General features: G+C 57.6%; 22 protein-coding genes and 1 tRNA gene (1 of these 23 only partly in view). 11 read left to right on the top strand and 12 right to left on the bottom strand.

Annotation, left to right across the window (positions count from 1 at the left end):
* The first annotated feature begins 14 nt into the window (after window positions 1–14).
* From ACR3E0_RS04780 to ACR3E0_RS04800, 5 genes are all read left to right on the top strand, one after another.
* Complete coding sequence (locus ACR3E0_RS04780; protein WP_480476689.1) at window positions 15–1,055, top strand: TRAP transporter substrate-binding protein; 1,041 nt, start codon at window positions 15–17, stop codon at window positions 1,053–1,055.
* A gap of 88 nt (window positions 1,056–1,143) precedes the next feature.
* Window positions 1,144–2,610, top strand: a complete 1,467-nt coding sequence (locus tag ACR3E0_RS04785; protein ID WP_480476691.1) for a M81 family metallopeptidase — start codon at window positions 1,144–1,146, stop codon at window positions 2,608–2,610.
* The gene (locus tag ACR3E0_RS04790; RefSeq protein ID WP_480476693.1) at window positions 2,607–3,662 is read left to right on the top strand and encodes a D-TA family PLP-dependent enzyme; all 1,056 of its coding nucleotides are present in this window, start codon (window positions 2,607–2,609) and stop codon (window positions 3,660–3,662) included. The genes ACR3E0_RS04785 and ACR3E0_RS04790 overlap by 4 nt, the downstream gene beginning before the upstream one ends.
* 42 nt (window positions 3,663–3,704) lie before the next feature.
* Window positions 3,705–4,619, top strand: coding sequence for a sugar kinase (locus tag ACR3E0_RS04795; protein ID WP_480476695.1), 915 nt, complete (start codon window positions 3,705–3,707; stop codon window positions 4,617–4,619).
* Window positions 4,612–5,010 (top strand): RidA family protein, encoded by a 399-nt coding sequence (locus ACR3E0_RS04800; RefSeq protein ID WP_480476697.1) that lies wholly within the window; start codon window positions 4,612–4,614, stop codon window positions 5,008–5,010. Before ACR3E0_RS04795 ends, ACR3E0_RS04800 begins: the two co-directional genes overlap by 8 nt.
* A 60-nt stretch (window positions 5,011–5,070) precedes the next feature.
* On the opposite strand, the gene ACR3E0_RS04805 is transcribed toward ACR3E0_RS04800, so the two are convergent.
* The 3 genes from ACR3E0_RS04805 to ACR3E0_RS04815 form a co-directional block, all read right to left on the bottom strand.
* Window positions 5,071–5,244 carry a hypothetical protein gene (locus ACR3E0_RS04805; RefSeq protein ID WP_480476699.1) on the bottom strand — a complete coding sequence of 58 codons (174 nt, stop codon included), beginning with the start codon at window positions 5,242–5,244 and terminating at the stop codon, window positions 5,071–5,073.
* Window positions 5,245–5,514: 270 nt separating this feature from the next.
* Window positions 5,515–5,590 (bottom strand) — tRNA-Val (locus ACR3E0_RS04810).
* A gap of 80 nt (window positions 5,591–5,670) precedes the next feature.
* Window positions 5,671–6,924, bottom strand: a complete 1,254-nt coding sequence (locus ACR3E0_RS04815; RefSeq protein ID WP_480476701.1) for an aminotransferase class V-fold PLP-dependent enzyme — start codon at window positions 6,922–6,924, stop codon at window positions 5,671–5,673.
* 251 nt (window positions 6,925–7,175) lie between these two features.
* Between ACR3E0_RS04815 and modA the strand changes: the two genes are divergently transcribed.
* From modA to modC, 3 genes are read left to right on the top strand one after another with little or no spacing between them, the layout of a single operon-like run.
* Window positions 7,176–7,955 carry a molybdate ABC transporter substrate-binding protein gene (gene modA / locus ACR3E0_RS04820; protein ID WP_480476703.1) on the top strand — a complete coding sequence of 260 codons (780 nt, stop codon included), beginning with the start codon at window positions 7,176–7,178 and terminating at the stop codon, window positions 7,953–7,955.
* A gap of 5 nt (window positions 7,956–7,960) precedes the next feature.
* Entirely contained in the window at window positions 7,961–8,653 is a 693-nt protein-coding gene (gene modB, locus ACR3E0_RS04825; protein ID WP_480476705.1) for a molybdate ABC transporter permease subunit, read from the top strand.
* Entirely contained in the window at window positions 8,650–9,750 is a 1,101-nt protein-coding gene (gene modC / locus ACR3E0_RS04830; protein ID WP_480476707.1) for a molybdenum ABC transporter ATP-binding protein, read from the top strand. Before modB ends, modC begins: the two co-directional genes overlap by 4 nt.
* Before the next feature lie 2 nt (window positions 9,751–9,752).
* On the opposite strand, the gene ACR3E0_RS04835 is transcribed toward modC, so the two are convergent.
* Window positions 9,753–10,661 (bottom strand): Hint domain-containing protein, encoded by a 909-nt coding sequence (locus ACR3E0_RS04835; RefSeq protein WP_480476709.1) that lies wholly within the window; start codon window positions 10,659–10,661, stop codon window positions 9,753–9,755.
* 1 nt (window position 10,662) lies between these two features.
* Window positions 10,663–11,190 (bottom strand): toxin-activating lysine-acyltransferase, encoded by a 528-nt coding sequence (locus tag ACR3E0_RS04840; protein WP_480476711.1) that lies wholly within the window; start codon window positions 11,188–11,190, stop codon window positions 10,663–10,665.
* Window positions 11,191–11,374: 184 nt separating this feature from the next.
* Here ACR3E0_RS04840 and ACR3E0_RS04845 point away from each other — a divergent pair, with 184 nt between their 5' ends.
* Window positions 11,375–11,785 carry a hypothetical protein gene (locus tag ACR3E0_RS04845; RefSeq protein ID WP_480476713.1) on the top strand — a complete coding sequence of 137 codons (411 nt, stop codon included), beginning with the start codon at window positions 11,375–11,377 and terminating at the stop codon, window positions 11,783–11,785.
* A 3-nt stretch (window positions 11,786–11,788) separates the two neighbouring features.
* Here ACR3E0_RS04845 and hemF read toward each other — a convergent pair whose 3' ends face one another.
* The 4 genes from hemF to clpS are packed head-to-tail and all read right to left on the bottom strand — an operon-like array spanning window position 11,789 to window position 14,859.
* Window positions 11,789–12,673, bottom strand: coding sequence for an oxygen-dependent coproporphyrinogen oxidase (gene hemF, locus ACR3E0_RS04850; protein ID WP_480476715.1), 885 nt, complete (start codon window positions 12,671–12,673; stop codon window positions 11,789–11,791).
* A gap of 5 nt (window positions 12,674–12,678) precedes the next feature.
* Window positions 12,679–13,479, bottom strand: coding sequence for an SDR family NAD(P)-dependent oxidoreductase (locus tag ACR3E0_RS04855; RefSeq protein ID WP_480476717.1), 801 nt, complete (start codon window positions 13,477–13,479; stop codon window positions 12,679–12,681).
* Between the two features lie 36 nt (window positions 13,480–13,515).
* Window positions 13,516–14,481: a class I SAM-dependent methyltransferase gene (locus tag ACR3E0_RS04860; RefSeq protein WP_480476719.1), complete on the bottom strand. Its 966-nt coding sequence runs from the start codon at window positions 14,479–14,481 to the stop codon at window positions 13,516–13,518.
* A 36-nt stretch (window positions 14,482–14,517) separates the two neighbouring features.
* Complete coding sequence (clpS, locus tag ACR3E0_RS04865; protein WP_480476720.1) at window positions 14,518–14,859, bottom strand: ATP-dependent Clp protease adapter ClpS; 342 nt, start codon at window positions 14,857–14,859, stop codon at window positions 14,518–14,520.
* A 93-nt stretch (window positions 14,860–14,952) separates the two neighbouring features.
* Between clpS and ACR3E0_RS04870 the strand changes: the two genes are divergently transcribed.
* Together ACR3E0_RS04870 and ACR3E0_RS04875 are read left to right on the top strand one after the other, a co-directional pair.
* Window positions 14,953–15,654, top strand: coding sequence for an HAD family hydrolase (locus ACR3E0_RS04870; protein WP_480476722.1), 702 nt, complete (start codon window positions 14,953–14,955; stop codon window positions 15,652–15,654).
* A gap of 280 nt (window positions 15,655–15,934) precedes the next feature.
* The gene (locus ACR3E0_RS04875; protein WP_480476724.1) at window positions 15,935–17,329 is read left to right on the top strand and encodes a D-alanyl-D-alanine carboxypeptidase family protein; all 1,395 of its coding nucleotides are present in this window, start codon (window positions 15,935–15,937) and stop codon (window positions 17,327–17,329) included.
* A 77-nt stretch (window positions 17,330–17,406) separates the two neighbouring features.
* On the opposite strand, the gene ACR3E0_RS04880 is transcribed toward ACR3E0_RS04875, so the two are convergent.
* The 3 genes from ACR3E0_RS04880 to ACR3E0_RS04890 form a co-directional block, all read right to left on the bottom strand.
* Window positions 17,407–18,654 carry a hypothetical protein gene (locus tag ACR3E0_RS04880; RefSeq protein WP_480476726.1) on the bottom strand — a complete coding sequence of 416 codons (1,248 nt, stop codon included), beginning with the start codon at window positions 18,652–18,654 and terminating at the stop codon, window positions 17,407–17,409.
* Between the two features lie 174 nt (window positions 18,655–18,828).
* The gene (locus ACR3E0_RS04885; RefSeq protein ID WP_480476728.1) at window positions 18,829–19,590 is read right to left on the bottom strand and encodes a LamB/YcsF family protein; all 762 of its coding nucleotides are present in this window, start codon (window positions 19,588–19,590) and stop codon (window positions 18,829–18,831) included.
* A 12-nt stretch (window positions 19,591–19,602) separates the two neighbouring features.
* On the bottom strand, window positions 19,603–20,380 hold the 3' portion of the coding sequence (locus tag ACR3E0_RS04890) for a 5-oxoprolinase subunit C family protein (protein ID WP_480476730.1). The gene runs 221 nt beyond the window's last position; the window shows 778 of its 999 coding nt (coding positions 222–999); the start codon falls outside the window, past its right edge — the gene reads right to left on this strand; it ends in the stop codon at window positions 19,603–19,605.

Genomic DNA, 20,380 nt, shown 5'->3' on the forward strand with positions numbered 1-20,380 from the left:
ACAGGAGAAGTATCATGAAACACATCCTAACAAGCGCCGCACTGGCAGCGATCATGACGGCTGGCTCAGCCCTGGCCGAAGGCGGCGTTATCAAGTTCGGCCACGACAACAAGACGGACCCGTTTGAAAACCCCGCGCACGCATGTACAGCCGTATTTTCTAACCTTGTGACCTCGGGCACGAATGGCAGCGTGACGGTCGAGGTGTTCGGCTCGAACCAGCTTGGGACGGCTGCCGAGCATGTGCAGCAGGTGCGCGATGGCATTATTCAGGCGACGCTGACTTCGACAGGCGCGCTGGCCAGCTACTACCCGCGCATTGACGTGCTGAATCTGCCTTTTGCTTTCAACGGCAACGCAGCGACCTATGAAGTGTTCGATAGTGAGTTCGGCGAAGCTCTGGCCGCTGATATTGAGGCTGAACTGGGCGATGTCGTTGTTCTGGGCTTCCCGGATACCGGTGGCTTCTTTGCCGTCACAAACTCGCAGCGGCCCATCGCCGACCTGAAGGATTTCGACGGCATCCGCATCCGGACCATGACCCTGCCATCGCACCAGAAGATTGTGCAGGCACTGGGCGCCGAAGCTTATCCCCTGTCGTGGGGCGAGGTCTATTCAGGTCTTCAGACCGGTGTGATCGACGGGCAGATGAATCCGGTTCCGATCATTTCCTTCGCGAACTTCGCCGAGGTGCAGCAGTACCTGACGCTGACCAATCACCTGTTCTCGCCGTATACGTTCATGATAAACCGCGCCTTCTTCGAAGACCTGTCCGAGGCTGAACAGGCCACGATCCGGACGGCGGCAGAGAACTGCGTTACCGCCAGCCGGGGCTTGTCGCGTATCATCGAAGCATCCGATCGGGGTCTTGCCGGTCTGATGGGCCAGATTCAGGTTACCGCACTAAGCGATGACCAGCGCGCCGCAATGGCCGCTGCGACTCAACCTGCCTTTGAAGCGCATGTTCAGGAGAACCTCGACGAGAAGGCCAATGAGCTTCTGACAAGCTTCAAAGCCGCAGTTGACGGAGCCAACAGCGCCTCGTACCTCGACTGATCCTCCCCGACTGCCGGACCCAACCGGCAGCACATCTTGCCGGAGACCAACTTTTGGTCTCCGGCTCAAACAATGAATTGGATTAGACATGCGGGTTTTCTGTGCGTCGCTTGCGACCGAAACAAACACGTTTTCCCCCCTGCGCACGGATTTCTCCGATTTTGAGCAGAGCTTTTACGCACCCCCAGGTCAACACCCGGAAACCCCAACACTTTGTAGCGCAGTGTTCCCTGCTTTGCGGAGAAGGGCGCAATCCGATGAGCTGGAGCTGATCGAAGGAACCGCCACCTGGGCCGAGCCGGGTGGCTTGCTGAACAAGGAAACCTGGGAAGGTCTCAAGCAAGAAGTGCTGGATCAGGTTAGAGCCGCGTTACCTTTGGATGGGGTCGTTCTGGGGCTGCATGGCGCTATGATCGCAGAAGGGTGCTTGGATTGCGAAGGTGTGTTGATCGAGGCAATTCGTGAAATAGTCGGGCCGGATACCGCCATAGGTGCCAGTTTCGACCCGCACAGCCATCTCAGCCAGAAACGGGTCGACAATGCCGATGTCATCACCGTTTTCAAGGAATTCCCCCACACCGATTTCGTAGAGACCGGCGAAGCTTGCGTCGATCTGACCCTGCGCACGATCAGGGGAGAGATCCTGCCCGTCGCTTCGGTTTTTGACGTTCGGATGTTGGATGTCTTGCCCACCAGTCAGGAACCGATGCGCGGATTTGTGGACAGAATAAAACAGATGGAAGCAAGGAATGAGGTTCTTTCGGCTTCTGTCATTCATGGCTTCATGGCAGGAGATTCCCCTGATCTTGGGGCCAAGATCATAGTCTTGACGGACAACGATCAATTAAAGGCGGATCGCATCGCCCAAAATCTGGGCACAGAGCTTTTTTCTTTCCGGGGACAGACCAAACCCGATTACCTGACACCCGCCCAAGCTTTGTCGAAAGCGAGACAGTTATCGCAAGGACCCGTCGTCGTTGCGGATGTCTGGGACAACCCCGGCGGAGGCGTGGCGGGGGATTCGACGCTAATCCTCGAAGAGGCGATTGCGCAGAATATGTCGTCGGTGGCCTTCGGCACGATCTGGGACCCGATGGCCGTGCGCCTGTGCCACGCCGCCGGAGAAGGCACAGAGTTCGACCTGCGCTTTGGTGGCAAGACCTCGGCATTGGCGGGCAATCCGATCGACGCCAAGGTCAGGGTGGTGCGCAACGAATGCAACGCTGTTCAAAGCTTTGGCGCATCCGTCGTTCCATTGGGCGATTGTTCGGTGATCCGTCTGGGCGGGATCGAGGTCGTTCTGAATTCGAACCGCAGTCAGGCGTTCTCGCCAGATCTGTTTACCAATCTTGGCATCGATATCACGTGCAAGAAGGTGCTGGTCGTGAAATCGACAAACCATTTCCATGGCGCATTTTCGGACGTTGCATCCGAGATCATCTATGCCGCCGTCGAAGGCCCCTATCCGAATGATCCGACCAAAACAGCTTACAAAAACCTGACACGCGCCATCTGGCCAATTGTCGAAAACCCCCACACGGAGGCCGCAGAATGAGTTTTTCCGAAATCGATACGCCCGCAGTTCTGATCGACCTGGACATCGCCGAGGCTAATATTGACCGCTTTCAGGCCCATTGTTCCAATCACGGGATCGCCGTGCGACCTCACATCAAAACGCACAAACTGCCGATGCTGGCCAAACGGCAATTGCAGGCCGGGGCCATTGGCATCACGTGCCAGAAGGTCAGCGAGGCCGAGGCGATGATCGCCGAAGGTGGAATCGATGATGTTCTGATTACCTACAACATCCTTGGCGATGCCAAACTTCCCCGGCTGCGCGCGTTGTCCGAGAAGACACGCTTATCTGTTGTAGCGGACAATCACGAAACCATAGATGGTCTGTCGCGTTTCTTTGCGGATGCGCCCGAACCGCTGGGCGTTCTGGTCGAATGCGACACCGGCGCCGCGCGTTGTGGCGTGACCTCTCCCGAACAGGCATGCGAGCTTGCCCGCTACATTCAGGACAAGCCCGGTTTGTTGTTTCAAGGTCTCATGACATATCCGCCAGTGGGGCAGGAGGAAGCGGTTCAGGATTGGCTCAGTACCGCAAAAACAGAAGTCGAAAAAGCCGGGTTGCAGGTCAATGTGATCTCGAACGGCGGCTCTCCGGGGATGTGGCAGGCGCAGGATGTGCCGATTGCGACCGAGTACCGGATCGGAACCTATATCTATAACGACCGCTCCTTGCAGGCGCGGGGCATTTGCACATGGGATGATTGCGCCCTGAGCGTTCTTGCCACGGTAATATCGGTTCCTGCAAAAGACCGTGCTGTCATCGATGCCGGCTCCAAAGTGCTCACGTCTGACCTGCTGGGGTTGGAAGGGCACGGGCACGTCCTGGGTCGACCTGACATTCTGGTTCAGGGTTTGTCGGAAGAGCATGGCGTTCTGAAGGCCGAAAACATCGATCTGAAGGTCGGCGACCGTCTTCGCATTATTCCGAACCATGCCTGTGTCGTAACCAATATGGTGGATCAGGTCGAAACCATCCGTGGCGATCGCGCCTTGGGTGCCTTGCCCGTCGCAGCCAGGGGAAAGGTACAGTGATCCGCAAGAGGCTGATCACGGATTCGAAATACGGATAAGTCTATGAGTGACCTCATTTGCCTGGGTGAACCCCTGTTCGAACTGAATGCCCGACCAGACGGTACCTTCCAAGGCGGCTTTGGCGGTGATGTCTCCAACGTGGCGGTGGCGGCTGCACGACAGGGCATAAAGTGCCTGTTGATCTCGCGCGTTGGGGCTGATCACTTTGGCGAACGGCTCAGGGATTTATGGTCTCGCGAAGGTGTGGACCACACGCATGTCGCGAGCGTTCCCACCGGCGAGACAGGGATGTATTTTGTCTTTCACGACGATGATGGTCATCGGTTTATCTATCGTAGGAAAGGCTCGGCAGCGAGCCGGATGAAGCCGCATCATGTGCCAGATGAGGCAATAGCAAATGCCGGGATGTTCTATACCTCCGGAATTAGCCTCGGGGCTAGTCCTGAACTGTGCGCAACAACGCAGCACGCCATCCAAACTGCACGCTCCGCCGGTGTTCCGGTTGCCATCGACCCCAATCTGCGCACGGCCTTGTGGCCGCTGGAACAGGCCCGGGAGTTCACCCATGACGCGATGCGACATTGCCAAATCGCTTTGCCTGGCCTGGACGATGCCCGTCAACTGACGGGTCTGCATAGCCCCGCGGACATCGTTGGCTTTTACCATGATCTGGGTGCTGAAATCGTGGCTCTTACCCTTGGATCGGACGGTGTCGCACTGTCAGAAGGAGACGGCATTCACACTCTGTCCGGACTACGCGTCGATGCTGTTGATGCCACCGGTGCTGGCGACTGTTTCAACGGTATTTTCCTGTCCTCTTACATACGCACCAAAGACGCCGTGGGCTCCGCCGAGCTTGCAAACCGCGGTGCCGCGCTGTCGACCAAGGGCTTTGGCGCAGTGGCCCCCATTCCATTCCGAAAAGACCTAACAGAAGGAAACCACTTGAATGCCTGAAAAGAAGATCCAACGCTTCGGCGACGATAGAACCGGAGCGGGTGGCCAACCGCTTCCTTTTGCGCCCGCAATGCGTGCCGGAGATTTCGTGTTCATATCCGGCCAGGTCGCGATGAAGGAAAACGGAGAAATCGAACCCGGTGGCATCGAGGCACAAACACGGAAAACCATGGACAACCTGATCGCAGCGCTGGCGCTTGCCGACTGCACGCTGGATGATATCGCCAAGGTCGGCGTTTGGTTGGACGACTCACGCGATTTCTGGACGTTCAATCGAGTCTACGCGAGCTATTTCCCGAATGGCGGCCCGGCCCGCTCGACTGTCCGCTCGCAAATCATGGTCGATGCGAAAGTTGAGATTGATGCGATAGCATACAAACCACTTGATTGATGCATAGGTCTTACGCGGTCTGGTTCTGAAACACGCCCGCCAAGGTAACAAAGCCGCCAGTCATACGGCATTTTGGCGGCGGCTTTGGTGTTCATCACTCATCGGTTTTTTTGCCTTTGCCGCGCTAATGGGATGAACTGCATCGGCCTGTTTCATCATCATTTTTTGGGTTTGCGGGTTGGCACCAACAAAAAGACGTATCGCACCAGCCTCGACATTCCGGAGAACAGGCACATCTCCTCTCCTCTGAAAATGTCTCAAGACGCTTTCCGTCATAAGGGTAAGGCCTGACACCCGGCACGAAGCACCGATGCAATACCGGTCAGGATTTTGGGTTTCTGATGTCCCGGCTGGATTGCGGCAGTCTTGCGACCTCGGATGTGATTTGGCGTACCTCCTGTGTTGGAGACATCTTTTCTGTGAAAGTGCAGCGGACACAAAATCACACGCAGCACAGAAATAGGTGCTAGTCGCGTAAGACCTTGATACATTGTGGGGATTGAATGGTGGGTGATGAGAGACTCGAACTCCCGACATCTTCGGTGTAAACGAAGCGCTCTACCAACTGAGCTAATCACCCGCAACGGTGCATGTAGCCAAGCCTGCGTGCGGGTGCAAGGGGGCTGGGCACAAATTCTTGCACCGAGCCCGGGACACAGGTCAGGCTTTCATGGCATTCAGAGCTGCCAAGAGATGAGCCACTTCTTGTTCCGTATTGTAGTGGCACAGTGAGATGCGAATGCAGTCGTTCAGACCCAGCGGTGTCAGGACGTTGCCGCTGTAGTGGTCCGCTTTGCGGGTATGGGTCCGGATGCCTTGCTCATTCAGTTCGGTTACCACCTGCGCCGAAGGTGTGTTTCCCACGGTGATTGACACCAACCCTTCGCGCGCCGGATTGTCGGCACCGGCCAGAATTGTAATGTGATCCATCTCTCGCAAGCCCGGCAGGTTGCCGGTTCCATTGATCATGGCTTGGGTCAGGTGGGTTTCGTACGCGTGAATTGCGCGGCCCGCTGCCTCGACCCGGGCGCGTGGATCGGTTTCGTCGGAAACCTGCGTGCCCAGCCAGTCGAAATACCCGACAACGTCAGACATCGTGGCATAGGCTCCGGTGTCGCGCGTGCCAAACTCCCAGCCATCGGCCGGAGCGTCGATGAGTTGGTCATGGGGCAGGGCGGTGAGTCTGTCGGAAATCCAGGCGATGCCATACCCGTGGCGCGAAAACACCTTGTAGGGCGAGACCGCGTAGCCATCGACGCCGTAACTGTCGAGGTCTATTTGTCCGTGCGCCGCGTGCTGAATGCCATCGACGATGATGATACAATCCGGGGCAACGCCGCGAATGGTTTCGGCGATCGCGGCCACATCCATCCCCATGCCGGTCACCGGCGAGGCATGCAGGATCGTGGCGACCGAGACGTCCGGTGTCATGAGCGCGCGATAGTCGTCGGCCGTGACCAGACCTTTGGCGTCATCATGAGGAACGTCGATGTATTCCAGCCTGGCGATCTCTGCCCATCGACGCGCCGCACTGCGGCTGGCCGGGTGTTCAATCGAACTGCCGATCACTTTGGTCCCTTGGCGGGCGTTGACGCAGGCCGTTCGGATCAGGCGGAACAGCAATTCCGTACCACTTTCACCAACGAAAAACTGGCCGGATGAGGCGTTCATAAAAACGGACAAATCAGACTTGGCTTTGTTGATGATGTCCACCAACGCGTGACTCGCCACATTGTCGCGTCCTTGATTGTCTGGGATGGCCGCGAATTTGGCCGAAGTCTCAACGACAGACTTCAGTGTCAGGGCGCCGCCCGCATTTTCAAAAAAGATGCGTGACCCCTGAAACGGGCAAGAGTCGACATGTTCAAAGCGTGCGCGAATGGCGTCAATCAAGCCAGGTTGGTTTTGCAGCATGTCGGGTGTCCTGTTCTTCAGAGGCGGAGACCAAATTACGTCTTTACGCTCTACCCGTTCGATATGAGCGATCAATACCGTTTGCGACGGCTCACGCAACTGACTTGACGATTTTGCCGGTTTTCTGTCGCGTCCTGTTTTTTTGGTAACTCCGAACCTCAGCGCATGCATTATGCGGCGAAGGCGCTTGCGTGTCCCGTGCCGCCTCCGATATTCCCTTGGGGACTGTAACCTTTCGGACAGGAGTGCAAATGATCCCGCCCCGCGCCTACCGGTTTCTGATCACGGCACTGGTGGTCGGCGCTGTCGTCCTGACTCCGTTACGGGCGGGCGCTGAAGGGGTACTGGTCTTTGCCGCATCCAGCCTCAAAACGGCGTTGGACGACATCACACCCTTGTTCGAAGAGCAGACCGGGTCGAACGTTACCATATCTTACGCGGCTTCTTCCGTTCTTGCGCGGCAGATACAACTGGGTGCTCCGGCAAACCTTTTCATATCCGCCAATGAAGACTGGATGGACGTTTTGCAGAATGAAGGTCTAATTGACAGGCCCTCTCGCGTCGATTTGTTGGGCAACGGTCTGGTTTTGATCGGAGGTTCTGACCATGCGAAGAGGCAGGAGATCGAGCCTGGCTACGACCTGAAATCTGAACTCGGCGGAGGATATCTGGCGATGGCACTGGTTGATGCGGTGCCGGCGGGCATATACGGTAAGTCAGCGCTGCAAAATCTGGGTCTGTGGGATGCGGTTCGCGATCAGGTGGCGCAGACGGACAACGTGCGCGCCGCGCTGGCGCTGGTTGCCGCCGGGGCCGCACCGATGGGCATTGTTTACCGGTCGGACGCCAAAGTGGAGGATCGTGTGCACGTTGTCGGAGCTTTCCCGGCAGAGTTGCATCCGCCGATCATCTATCCGGCGGCGGTGATTAATCCGCCTCAGGCCGGGGCGGAGGAATTTTTGGACTACCTGCGATCCGAGGCTGCGCAGTCCGTATTTCTGGAGCAGGGGTTCGCCCTGCCGGACGGCTAAACCGTATGGGTTGGTTGGGGCCAGCAGAGCTTGAGGCGTTGAAGCTGTCACTTCGTGTGTCGTTCTGGGCGACACTGGTGACCCTGCCATTTGGCATTTTCGTCGCCTATGCACTTGCCCGGTGGCGGTTTCCGGGACGACAGGTGTTGAATGGACTGGTGCATTTGCCCCTGATCCTGCCGCCGGTGGTGACTGGGTATCTGCTGTTGCTGACCTTTGGCATTCAAGGTCCGCTGGGGGGGCTGTTGGCAGAGTTAGGGATCGTGGTTGCCTTCCGCTGGACCGGGGCGGCGCTGGCGGCGGGCATCATGGCGTTTCCGCTGATGGTGCGCGCCATCCGTCTCTCCATCGAAGCGGTGGACCCGAAACTGGAACAAGCAAGCGCGACGCTCGGAGCCTCCCGTCCATTTGTATTTGCCACCGTAACGCTGCCGATGATCCTGCCGGGAGTGATAGCCGGGGCAATCCTGGCTTTTGCCAAGGCCATGGGAGAATTCGGGGCAACGATCACATTTGTCTCCAACATTCCGGGCCAAACACAGACATTGCCGTCAGCGGTTTACGCCTTTTTACAGGTGCCAGGGGGTGAAACGGCCGCGACCCGGCTGGTTGTCATATCGATCGTCATCGCCATGAGTGCTTTGCTGCTGTCCGAATATGTCGGTCGACGTGCAGCGGCGCGGGTGGCCGGAACATGAGCCTGTCCGTCAAATTGCAACAGACCCTGCCGGGGATCGATCTGGACCTGAGTTTCGAAGCGCCATCAGGCGTGACGGTTTTGTTCGGGCGATCCGGCTCGGGCAAGACAACGATTGTGAATGCGGTTGCCGGGCTTTTGCGTCCAAGGTCCGGACGGGTCGCGGTGGATGACTGGGTTCTGTTCGATACGGATCGCGATGTGTGGCTGCCGCCGCATCGAAGAAGGTTGGGCTATATCTTTCAGGAAGGACGCCTGTTCCCACACCTGACTGTTCGGCAGAATCTGGCTTACGGGCGCTGGTTTGCACCCCGTAACGCCCGAAGGGACAATCCTGACCGTGTGGTCGAGATGCTGGGGATCGGTCACCTGCTGGACCGCCGTCCGGCGCGCCTGTCAGGAGGCGAGAAACAGCGGGTGGCCATTGGTCGTGCATTACTGGCCAGCCCACGCCTCATTCTGGCCGATGAGCCATTGGCAGCGCTGGACGATGCGCGCAAGGCGGAGATTCTGCCGTATTTCGAACGTCTGAGGGATGAGGTCTCGGTGCCGATCCTCTATGTTACCCATTCCGCGTCCGAAGTGGCGCGGCTGGCGACATCCGTGGTGGCTTTGCAGGACGGCAAGGTTGTGCGTCACGGTTCGGCCTCGGAGGTCCTGGCGGACCCGTCTGTAGCACCTGCCGGCGTGCGGGCCGTGGGGGCGGTGTTGCAGGTTCGGGTTCTGGAGCATCACGCCGACGGGTTGACCGAACTGGCCGCAAACGGATCCCGCCTGTTCCTGCCGCGTATCCCTCATCAGATCGGAGAAGAACTGCGCATACGTATTCCGGCGCAGGAAGTGATTTTGTCCAACCGAGCGCCCGAGGGATTGTCGGCGCTGAATGTCCTGAGCGGTGTCGTCGAGTCTGTTCGGGCCGGAGAAGGACCCGGTGCAATTGTGTCGGTCAAAACGGCGGCAGGTGTTGTTCTGGCCCGCGTCACACGTCGCTCGGTCGATGCTCTTGGGCTGCAGCCTGGAACACCTTGTCACGCAGTTATCAAAACGGTTGCGCTGGCTCCGCAAGATGTGGGCGGGCGGGTAAAGTCCAGCGGTTGATGTCAGGTCAGCGCCCGGGCCTCTCGCTCGCGCAAAATGAGACGCGCGGCTTTTCCGAAACTGTAACCCGCTGCGGCAAGACTGTCCTGGTAAATCGACGCCAGCTCCTGCAAGCCTTCGGAAGAAAGGGTGTGCAAGGCCTCTTCGCCCAGAAACAGGCTTTCCGCCTGCGCGCCTTCGGCTGACAGGATTTCGTGGCGGTCCATCAGGACGTGAAAGTATTCGACAGGCTGATCCGAAGGATCGACAAAAATCCCCGGCCACAAGCAGAGATGTCTGGCGGCCACCAACACTTCGGAGGCGCCAAACAGCAACTCGACCTTTGGTCCGCGTATCAGAATGCGGTGTTGTTGCGATACTAAAAGATCGCGTTTCGGAACGTTCGGGCCCAGGCTGCCGGCACAGATGCGAACCGGGCGCATTGCGGGGTTTTTGCGTAATTGTTCTGGCAGCAGGCGGCTGCTTTCAATCCATCGGATCGGTTGCGGCCCGTGATCGGCTGTTAACACAGTGTCGCCGACCTCAAGCGTTTCGATCAGCCGAGCGCCATCATCTGTGTCGATCAAAGTCCCAGCGGTGAAACAGACGCCCTCGATTGTGATTGTGATGATTTCGGTCAGGCCAAATGGCACGGTGAACGGACCAACCACATATTCGCCGGTCACTTGTACAGAAAAAGTGTCCGTGGCGATCTGATTGTCATCCAGGCTGTCGAAAAAGGCTGGATCGACTGTGTAGGTCCACTCTCCCGTCGCCGGGTTAATGCTCGCTGTTCCAAATGACGCAGGTACAGAGATTGTCCAGTTCTGAGATGTCACTGTACCGGGACTGGAAACATCCAAATCGCCACTTGCTTGGTTTGGAGGATTCCCTGTGACCGTTCCGGTTATGTCACCCGTGATAGAAGCCATATCATGAACCCTGCGTTTTCAAGAGCTGCGTGAATTCCTTTTTCTTATATAACTTCATATGGATATCGCCTGCACCGTCCCGCGTCCACTCGACGATGCGGTTTCTGGTCATGTCACTGTCCATGCGGTTGGTCCGCACGCGCGGATGAGGAATCTCGCGTTTAAGGATATCCACGATCTGGTTTGTTTGCCCAAACGGTGCGACCAGATCTATGATCCAAAAGGACGGCCCACTTGTGAAATCCTTGTCCGTCAGCGGTTTTTCCTGAACGGCATAACGATACTCTGCATCGGGGCTTAGACCCGCAAAAGTAACAAAACCTCGTGGAAACCCGTTTTGCCGGAAGATGTGATATTGCCCCAATCTGAACGGGGTTTCGAATGCATAGAGAACCTGCGCGAGGCTGCGTTTCTGGTGCGGCTTTGTCAGTCCGGCCAGATAGAACATCGCTCCGAAATCTGCGTATTTCTCGGGCGATATGTCAAACCAATCTTCTGGAAATGCTTTGTTCAATAACGTACCGCTCACTCAATCACATCAGAATTTTAGCCGGTAACCTGTCTGTTTGATACAGGTTTCTCGGATAGAAAAGCCGAGTGTGACCTTGTCGTTTTGGAAAGGCTGGCATGGCAGCTCGGGTTGGCCGACTTTACTCAGCGGGTTCGCCCGCTATGTTTTGTGGAGATTGAGTTTTCTTTTTCGGTACGCTTCAATGATGCGATTTTCAAAAGTTTTAGCGCTTTCCGCATTGCTGCTGGCGCCAGGGTTGGCGCAGGCCGTTGGCTTTGGGCTCGATATCAGACCTCAGTTCCGAACCGAGATTACGCCTCTGGATGATGGCGCATACCGGGTCAAAGCGATTGGCTCGTCAGCACCTGTAAACTACTGGTGCGGGATCGGGGATTACGCAATCCGTACGTTGGGGGTTTCGAATTCACAACGGATTTACATCTCGAAAGCCTATGTGCCGGGAGAGCGGACGGTGGAGTTCTCGCTGACCCCACCACCGGGCGCCGATACAAACCCGGGATACTCGATCACCGTGAAACGCGTGGGGGAAAACATGTCGGCGGCATCGGCGCAGAACTATTGCTACGAAAACTTCATGGATTTCGACTTCTGACGTTCAGATCCATTTGGCCATCGGGGGCAGGCTCATCAGGACCGCATCCGGATCGTGCCCAGTTTCCAGTCCGAACTTTGTGCCACGGTCGTAGACAAGGTTATATTCGGCATAAAGGCCGCGATGCACCAGTTGGGTCGTCTTGTCTGCATCAGTAAAGCTCTGGACTCGGCGTTTTTCCACGAGAGGCAAAAACGCGGGTAGGAATGCCCGCCCGATATCTTGCGTCAATGCGAAATCGGCCTGCCAGTCTCCGGTGCAGTAATCGTCCATGAAGATGCCGCCGACACCGCGCGCGCGTTTTCGATGAGGAATATAGAAATACTCGTCCGCCCAGTCCTTGAGCCGCGGGTAGTGACCCGGTCCGTGCGGGTCCAGATGGTTCTTTTGCGTGGCGTGAAAATGCGCCGTATCTGCTTCATACTCAATGCAGGGGTTCAGGTCTGACCCGCCGCCGAACCACCAGGCATGCGGGGTCCAGAACATGCGTGTGTTCATATGAACTGCAGGAACATGAGGGTTCTGCATATGCGCCACAAGGCTGATGCCCGAGGCCCAGAACCGCGGGTCCTCGGCCATGCCGGGGATACCCTTTCGCGCTGCCATCGCCCTTTGCGCGCGTTCGCCCAGCGTGCCGTAAACGGTCGAGACGTTCACGCCAACTTTTTCGAACACGCGACCGCCCCGCATGACCGACATCAGGCCGCCGCCGGCATCCGATCCGTCGTCCGACTGGCGCGTGGTCTCGCGGACCTCAAAGCTACCTGGGTCAGCGTCCGAGAAAGGGCCGGTCTTGTGACTGTCTTCCAGCGCTTCAAACGCAGTGACGATCTCGTCGCGCAGTTGACGGAACCAGGCGGAGGCGGTGGATTTTTCTGTTTCAAACATATGTCTTAGTGAGCAGGCGCCGCGACCGGGTCCAGAAGGGTTCGACCGCCATCAATTGTCAGGATTTGTCCGGTAATGAAACCGGCGGCATCCGAGGCCAGATATTGTGCGGTCTCGGTCAGTTCTGTAGGGGCAGCAATGCGCGCAAGTGGCGTGTGTTTTTCAATATCGTCGCGGAAGTCCCGGTTCTCCTTCAGGGTGGATTGCAAGGACGCGCTCATGACCGATCCAAGCGCAATCGAATTCACGCGGATACGGTTGGGTGCAAGGGCCACAGCCAGCGAGCGGGTCATCTGATCCAGCGCTGCGGTAGAGACGGAATAGGCCATCAGGTCCGGATGTGTGCGGCGCGCCGCAATCGAAGACAGGTTAATGATCGATCCGGCCGGGTTTTCATCATTGTCGCCAGCCTGTTTGATCATGCGTTTGGCGACCAATTGGCTGAGACGCAGGGCGGGCATCAGGTTCTGATTGAGCAGGGTTCGCACCGAGTCGTCGTCGGTGTCCAATGGGTCTGACGGGATCACCTGACGGGACCCGTTGATCAAAATATCGACCTGATCGAACGCATCCAACGTGGCCGAGAGCAGATTTGCAATGGTCAGCTTTTCACGCAGATCGCCTGCAAAATATCGGATATTGCCCTCCTCGGCCTGCGTGCCCAGTTCTTCAACCAGGCGTTTCTCGTCCATATCGGCGAACATGACATTGGCACCTGCATCCGCAAAGTGGCGCCCGATGGCCAGCCCGATGCCGTTGGCACCGCCTGTAACAATCGCGGTCTTGCCGGTTATGGAAAATGACATCCGAATCCTCCTGATTGGGGCGCAGGTTAACGGGGCTTAACCCCGGGGGCGAGAGGCATGGAACACCTTGAACCGATTGTCGCCGACGACCTCTCGAACATGGCCAAACAAGTTGCTCAGGGTGGCTTCGTAGGGCAGGTGCCGGTTGGCGACCATCCACAGATCGCCGCTGCGGGTCAGGTTTCGCGCAGCGGATGCGATGAAGTCCTGCCCCAGGGTTGGGTCAGCGTTGCGCCCGGTGTGAAAGGGGGGGTTCATGACCACGGTGTCGATTGGCTCGGGGGCGTTCCAGCCTACTGCGTCAGACCAATGAAACCTGGCCTTGGGGTCTGGAACGTTGGTTCGGGCACAAGCGAGTGCGATGTGATCGGCTTCAACCAGATGCAAGGAAGTGACGGTATCGTTTTTCGATAGCCCTGCGGACAGATATCCCCAACCGGCACCCAGATCGGCGACCCGCGGACCAAGTTTGGCCGGAAGCGATTTCAGCAGTAGGGCAGATGCCGGGTCGATGCCATCCGCAGAAAACACGCCCGGCGCCGTTTGATAACCATCCACTGACCGAGTTCCGGACGCGGCCCAGCCTGAGAAGGCTTGTGCATCCGACTTGAACCAGAAGATCTTGCCATGTGCCTTGGCGATCGGTCCTTCGACCGTGACCCGTTTGCGGATGTCTTTCAGAATGCTGTCCACGCCGTTGGTTTTGGCACCATCGACGACTACGACGCCATCGGCGTGCTCGCAGGCCTCGTGGATCAGCGCGTGAGTCAGCGCCTTGGCGCGCGGAAGAAAAACGATGGCGTCGTGGCACGCGCCGTCCGCCATTGGTGTTGTCCGGAACCCTTGATCCGCAAAGTGGTCATGAAAAGGTTTGAATGGCTGCACCACCTGCGTCCCTTGGGGCAACGCGGATAAATCCTGTTCGGGAGTTGGCCCAAACACCATAACAGAGTGTGACAACGTCAGACCGCTTTGCAGGGCGAGATCAAGGCGTGGGGACATGGGCAAATCCGGAAGAGGTTGACGCGGGTCAGCGTTCTACTCTTCGCGTTCCATTGTGCATTGCAGAGGGTGCTGATGTCGACGCGCGAAATCCATCACTTGGCCCACTTTGGTTTCGGCAATCTCATGACTGAACACGCCGACCACGGCCACGCCTTTTTTGTGAACGGTCAACATGATCTCGAACGCCTGTGCATGCGTCATGCCAAAGAACCGCTCAAGCACATGAACGACAAACTCCATCGGTGTGTAATCATCATTCAGTAACAGCACCTTGTAGAGAGGCGGACGCTTGGTCTTAGGGCGCGTCTGTACCAGGACCGACGAGTCTGCATCGTCGTCCGGTTCGTCAGACATCAACCATGGGTTTTCCAGCATCGCGCAAAACTGTCCGATTCAGGCGTTGGGTTTATCTGAGCGCTTATATAACGTCGATGCTGTCGGAGAAAAGAGCAAGCGAACGTTATCGGAATGACGCACAAGCTGACCACAATTGGATTCGATGCGGACGACACGCTGTGGCACAATGAGCGGTTTTTTCAGCTGACACAGGCACATTTCGCAGAGCTGCTGTCAGAACACGCTGAGCGGGATCACTTGATGGAGCGGCTTTTGGCGGCGGAAAAACGCAACATCCGGCACTACGGATACGGAATCAAGGGTTTTACCCTTTCAATGATAGAGACGGCCATCGAGGTTACCGAGGACCGTGTGCCGGCCCATGTGATCCGGCAGCTAATCGAGGCCGGCCAGGAGATGCTGGCGCATCCGATCGAACTGCTGCCTCATGCGCGCGCTGCGATTGAGGCCGTGGCCGAGACCCATCAGGTCATCCTGATCACCAAAGGGGACCTGATCGATCAGGAACGCAAACTTGCACAATCGGGCTTGGGTGAGTTGTTCGACTGGGTCGAAATTGTCTCGGAAAAGACGCCGGTGACTTACCAGTCGATATTCAACGAGCGCGGCGACGGGCCGGGATCCGCAATGATGGTGGGCAACTCGATGCGTTCCGACGTGGTTGCTCCGATTGCGGCGGGCTGTTGGGGCGTCTACGTGCCGCACGGTCTGGTCTGGGAGATCGAACAGGCGGAGATGCCTGTCGGAAATCCACGCTTCCGAGAACTGAAGGATTTAGGCGGGTTGGCGGAACTCGTTGAAAAGCTGAGTTGATGTTGCCATTCGGCCTCAGTTCAGAAAATTCCCCAGCCACCTCAGCCTCAATTCGGCCATTTTCCCGGATTTTGTGTGTCGCGACTGGAAAGGAGCCAGATATTGTGGGCGCTTGGGCGCGCAATGACCCCGCAAATTTCCCAGCTTTCGGTTTATTTCGCCGGACCTCTGTGCTAGCCTTATCCTTAACAAAATAAATTTCTGCTGACCGGGAAAACCCGGCAGCGCGAGGCAGACAGAGGCAAATATCGTGCAGATTCGGCGGACAGTTCCGGCCCGAATGGGCTTGCTCCTTATAGCATTCTTATGGCTGTTGGTTTTCCTGCCTTTGAAAGGCGTGGCGGCACCTTATGCGGCGATGGTTATTGACGCACGAACGGGTGAGGTCCTGCATTCGCGAAACGCGGACACGCGTCTCCACCCCGCTTCGCTGACCAAAATGATGACGCTTTATATCGCATTTGAGGCAGTGCGGAATGGCGAAATCACTCTGGACACGCCGGTTCGTATCACCAAGAAGGCTGCAGCCGAACCGCCCTCGAAACTGGGTCTGCGCTCCGGTCAGACGATCGCGTTTCGCTACCTGATTCGAGCCTCGGCTGTAAAATCGGCCAACGATGCGGCTACTGCCATCGGCATTGCCATCAGCGGGTCCGAGGCCGCCTTTGCTCGCCGCATGACGCGCACCGCCAAGGCAATGGGCATGAGCCGGACCACGTTCAAGAATGCGCACGGACTGACAGAGGCGGGGCACCTGTCCACGGCGCGCGACATGACCACGTTGGGCCGTCACCTGCTGTATGACTACCCGCAGTATTACAACCTGTTCTCGCGCCAATCGACACATGCCGGAATCAAGACCGTCCCCAACACGAACCGCCGCTTGCTGGCGGCCTACAAAGGGGCGGACGGAATCAAGACAGGCTATACCCGCGCTGCCGGTTTCAATCTGGTGGCATCGGCCAAGCGCCGTGACGAGCGTATCATCGCAACCGTGTTTGGCGGCAAGTCCGGTGCGTCGCGGAACGCGAAAGTCGCCGAACTGCTGGACCTTGGGTTCCGCCGCGCGCCCTCGCGCGCGCCGATCCGCAAACCGGCGCGTCCCGCCTATGCGGGCAACACCGGGCTGGGCGGAACGACACAGGTTGCGCGCCTAAGCGGTGCACCCAAGACAAGCCTGCGCCCGGCTATGCGACCAAGTGCCAGTGTTTTGGTTGCAAGCACTGTCATCGAATCCGCCGACCAAAATCGTGATCGCATCAAGGACGGTATCGCCGCAGCGATCGCTTCGGCGGATATCGCACCAACAGCGCCGCCGGTCGAAAGCTCGGACACACGTCCGGCATTGCGGCCGGAAAACCTGGTTCTGGCGGCAGTAGAGCCCGCCGAGCAGCCCGAGCCGGAACAGGAGGTTGTCACCCGCCTGTCCACCTCCGGCGGACACCTCTGGGGTGTCAACGTGGGTCGCTTTACCACCCGGTATGAGGCGGAAAAGATACTGTTGAAAACGGCGCTTTCGGAAATGACCACTCTGGAAGGAACTCTGCGCAAGGTGAACCAAAGTTCGCGCGGGTTCGATGCAACGTTTCAGGGCATGACGCGCGAACAGGCCGATCTGGCCTGCCGCCGCCTGCAGGCGCGAAACGTGACGTGTTTCATGATCGGGCCGTCATAAGGCTCGGCACTCTCTCTCCTGGATGGACACTGGCTGCGGAGACCCCGCAGCCATTTTTTTCCGATCATGCAGACCACTCAATCGAAGACATGCCCATGTTCGTACTGCTCATCCTGCCCGGCGGCTGCGGTCAGGGCGGCGACGTTGTCCTTGGTGAAGAACCCATCATACTTGTGGCAACGCTCGATATACTCGGTGATCAGCAACGTATTCTTCGAGTGTTTTGAGAAAATCTGCTTCAGGTTCGGATCGTCTTTGCACTCGCCCACCACATGCGCCAGAAACGGTACGCCTTTGTCCTTGAGAGTATTGACCACGAAATCCACGTTCTTCTCCCCGCCAGCGTGATCGCCATCCAGAATCTCGACGGCCATGTGATGCAGGCGACGTCCGAAGTTGCGCACGAAATCCTCGGTCGGCATGGGCAGTTTGGCAAAGGAATTCACGAAAGATGGGGTGTTGTTGGCGGTGAACACTTTGGCCGGTGATTTTTTATCGTCATCCACATTGGCGTTACGGTTCACATTGGTCGAAGAATTCATGTCAAAGATGTTGTACGCGCCCCAGAAGTAATAGGGCACCATCGTCAGAAATTCGAGGATCGCATCCTCACGCTCTCCGGCCAGAACGCGCGTGGCCAGATGGTCAATACCCAGCATAAGCGGTGATATCTTACTGTCCGCGCCAAAGGCGGCAGCGTCGGCCAATTGCTGCTTCTCGGAGTCGTTCAGCAACACGCGATCCCCAAGGCCCAAACTGTCCGGATCGTTGAAATCCAGCGTAGAATATCCAACCCGGTTACAGGTGAAATCGGACGGTGTGGTAAAGCGGAACCCGTCCAGTGTGTAGAACGGGTTTTCCGTGTCGCCGCTGTATTCGAACCGGATGTTCTGATCTTCCAGCGTTTTGGTCAGGTCCTTCAGATCTTTGGCGCCGAATACTTCGCCGACATAGCGCGTTTGCGGTGCCTTGCGCGCCAGCGGGTACATGCGATTGATGCGGAGGATGAAATCCACAAACGCATCGCTCAGCGGTGCCATCACGATCAGCGCGGGAAAATCCGGATGAGAATGCAGAACCGAGAACTTGTGCGTAGACCCCAGATAAGTGGCGGTGTGCCGGTACGGGGTCATGACGTAAAGCTCGATCAGGGTGTCAAACAACGCCGTTCGCTCGACCTGCATCACGATTGCGCGCATCGGCCCAACCTGATCGGCGACCCCTGAACTCGTGCGCCTTTCGTAGATCATCGGAAGGTATTCGTTGAAGAAGTCCGAATTCTTCTTGTCGCCCCGGGGCTCGTAGGACATCAGATCGAAAGACATGTATGTGCCTCCTTGCGTATAACCTGGCTGCGGTTGGTACGGCGTGGCCATCCCGTCGCAAATTACGTTGCTTCAATTACGGTATTGAGAACATGCACTTGACGGCATGCTAGGCGGTGAATTCCGATCCGGCAACAGTAAGAAAAATACATGGCCCAGGTTGCGCCGGTGTGACTATCTGGTGAATTTTGTCACATCGACGCCGCCGGCGATCAGGTTTTCGCGAACCGACCGGGCGATCTGCACTGCGGTTGGGCCGTCCCCATGCAGGCAAATCGTGTCGATCGACGTCTCCAGCCGTTTGCCGCTTTCGGTGATGATCGCGCCCTCTTTAACCATGTTCAGAATGCGGGGGCCTGCCACCTGGGCATCGTGAATGACCGCGCCGGGCAAGCTTCGATCGACCAGTGTGCCATCGTCGTTGTATGCGCGGTCGGCAAAGATTTCGCCCACCCACTTGCACCCTAACTCGCGCACGGCTGCCTCCTGTTGAGTGGCGGCCAGCACCATGATGATAATATCCGGGTCGACGTCCAGCGCGCCCTGATAACAGGCCCGCGCCATGTCGATATCGACCGAGCACATGTTGGCCAGCGCTCCGTGCAGTTTCAGATGACGCACATTTGTTCCGACTGCTGTCGCCATGCCAATCGCAGCACCCAATTGATACCGCACGAGGTTGCGCAGGCTGTCATGCGGCACTTTCATATTGCGGCGACCAAACCCCTGAAGATCGGGGAAGCCGGGATGTGCGCCAATGCCGACGTCATTTTCTGCGGCCAACGCCATTGTCTTTGCCATGACATCCCAGTCTCCCGCATGAAACCCGCAGGCGATATTGGCCGAGGTGATGATCTTCAGCAGGCTTTCGTCATCGCCCATGTTCCAGGGGCCAAAGCTTTCGCCCATATCGGCATTCAGGTCCACGCGAGCCATCGGCAAGTCTCCTTAGTCGGTGGCGGATATCACTCCGCTGATCATTTGGTAGGACAACAGGTCCGGGATGTCATGCGGATCGCGGACCAGAGGTTCAACGCGTCCGGGCAGGCGGGCGAGTTCGGATTGAAACGCCTCGTGCAGGGCCACGGCGTCTTCCAGCGTGACAAATTCAAACCACACGGACGCACCTGCCGGCGTTTGCGCGGCGCGTGGCATGTCGCAGGGCAGGACCGTTGCGATCCGGGGATAGCCGCCAGTTGTTTGACACTCGGGCAGAAGAATAAACGGATTTCCTGTGCCCGTCATCTGGATGTCTCCGGGCGTGATGACCTCGGACAAAATATTCAACTGGTCTTTGGCAGAAAAACCTGCGCCGTCACTTTCCAGTTGAACCCCCATCCGATTGGAGCGAGGGCCTCGGTGGAATTGCGTATGGGCAAACCGGTCGAGTGTGGCTTTGTCAAACAGCGGGGTCTGAAAGCTTGCCACGACATGCAATACGCCGCCCGAGAACCTCGCGGACGGGCAAATTTTCAACCCGACCTCACCGGAGTCGGGTCCGGTTGGCAATGTGTCTTCCGGCTCTACCGTTCGTCCGATCTTGGCCGTCAGATGGGTTGAGCGAGAGCCCAGAAACGGCTCTGTCGCAATCCCGCCGCCTACGTGCAGGTAACCGTAAACGCCTTGCAATGCTGGCCCGATTGTCAGGCGCTGACCCCGCTCCAACCGATGCGACGCATTCCAAGCAATCGGGCTTCCATCAATGTGGGCCTGCATGGACGCTCCT

It is taken from the genome of Ruegeria sp. AJ12 (assembly GCF_056536245.1).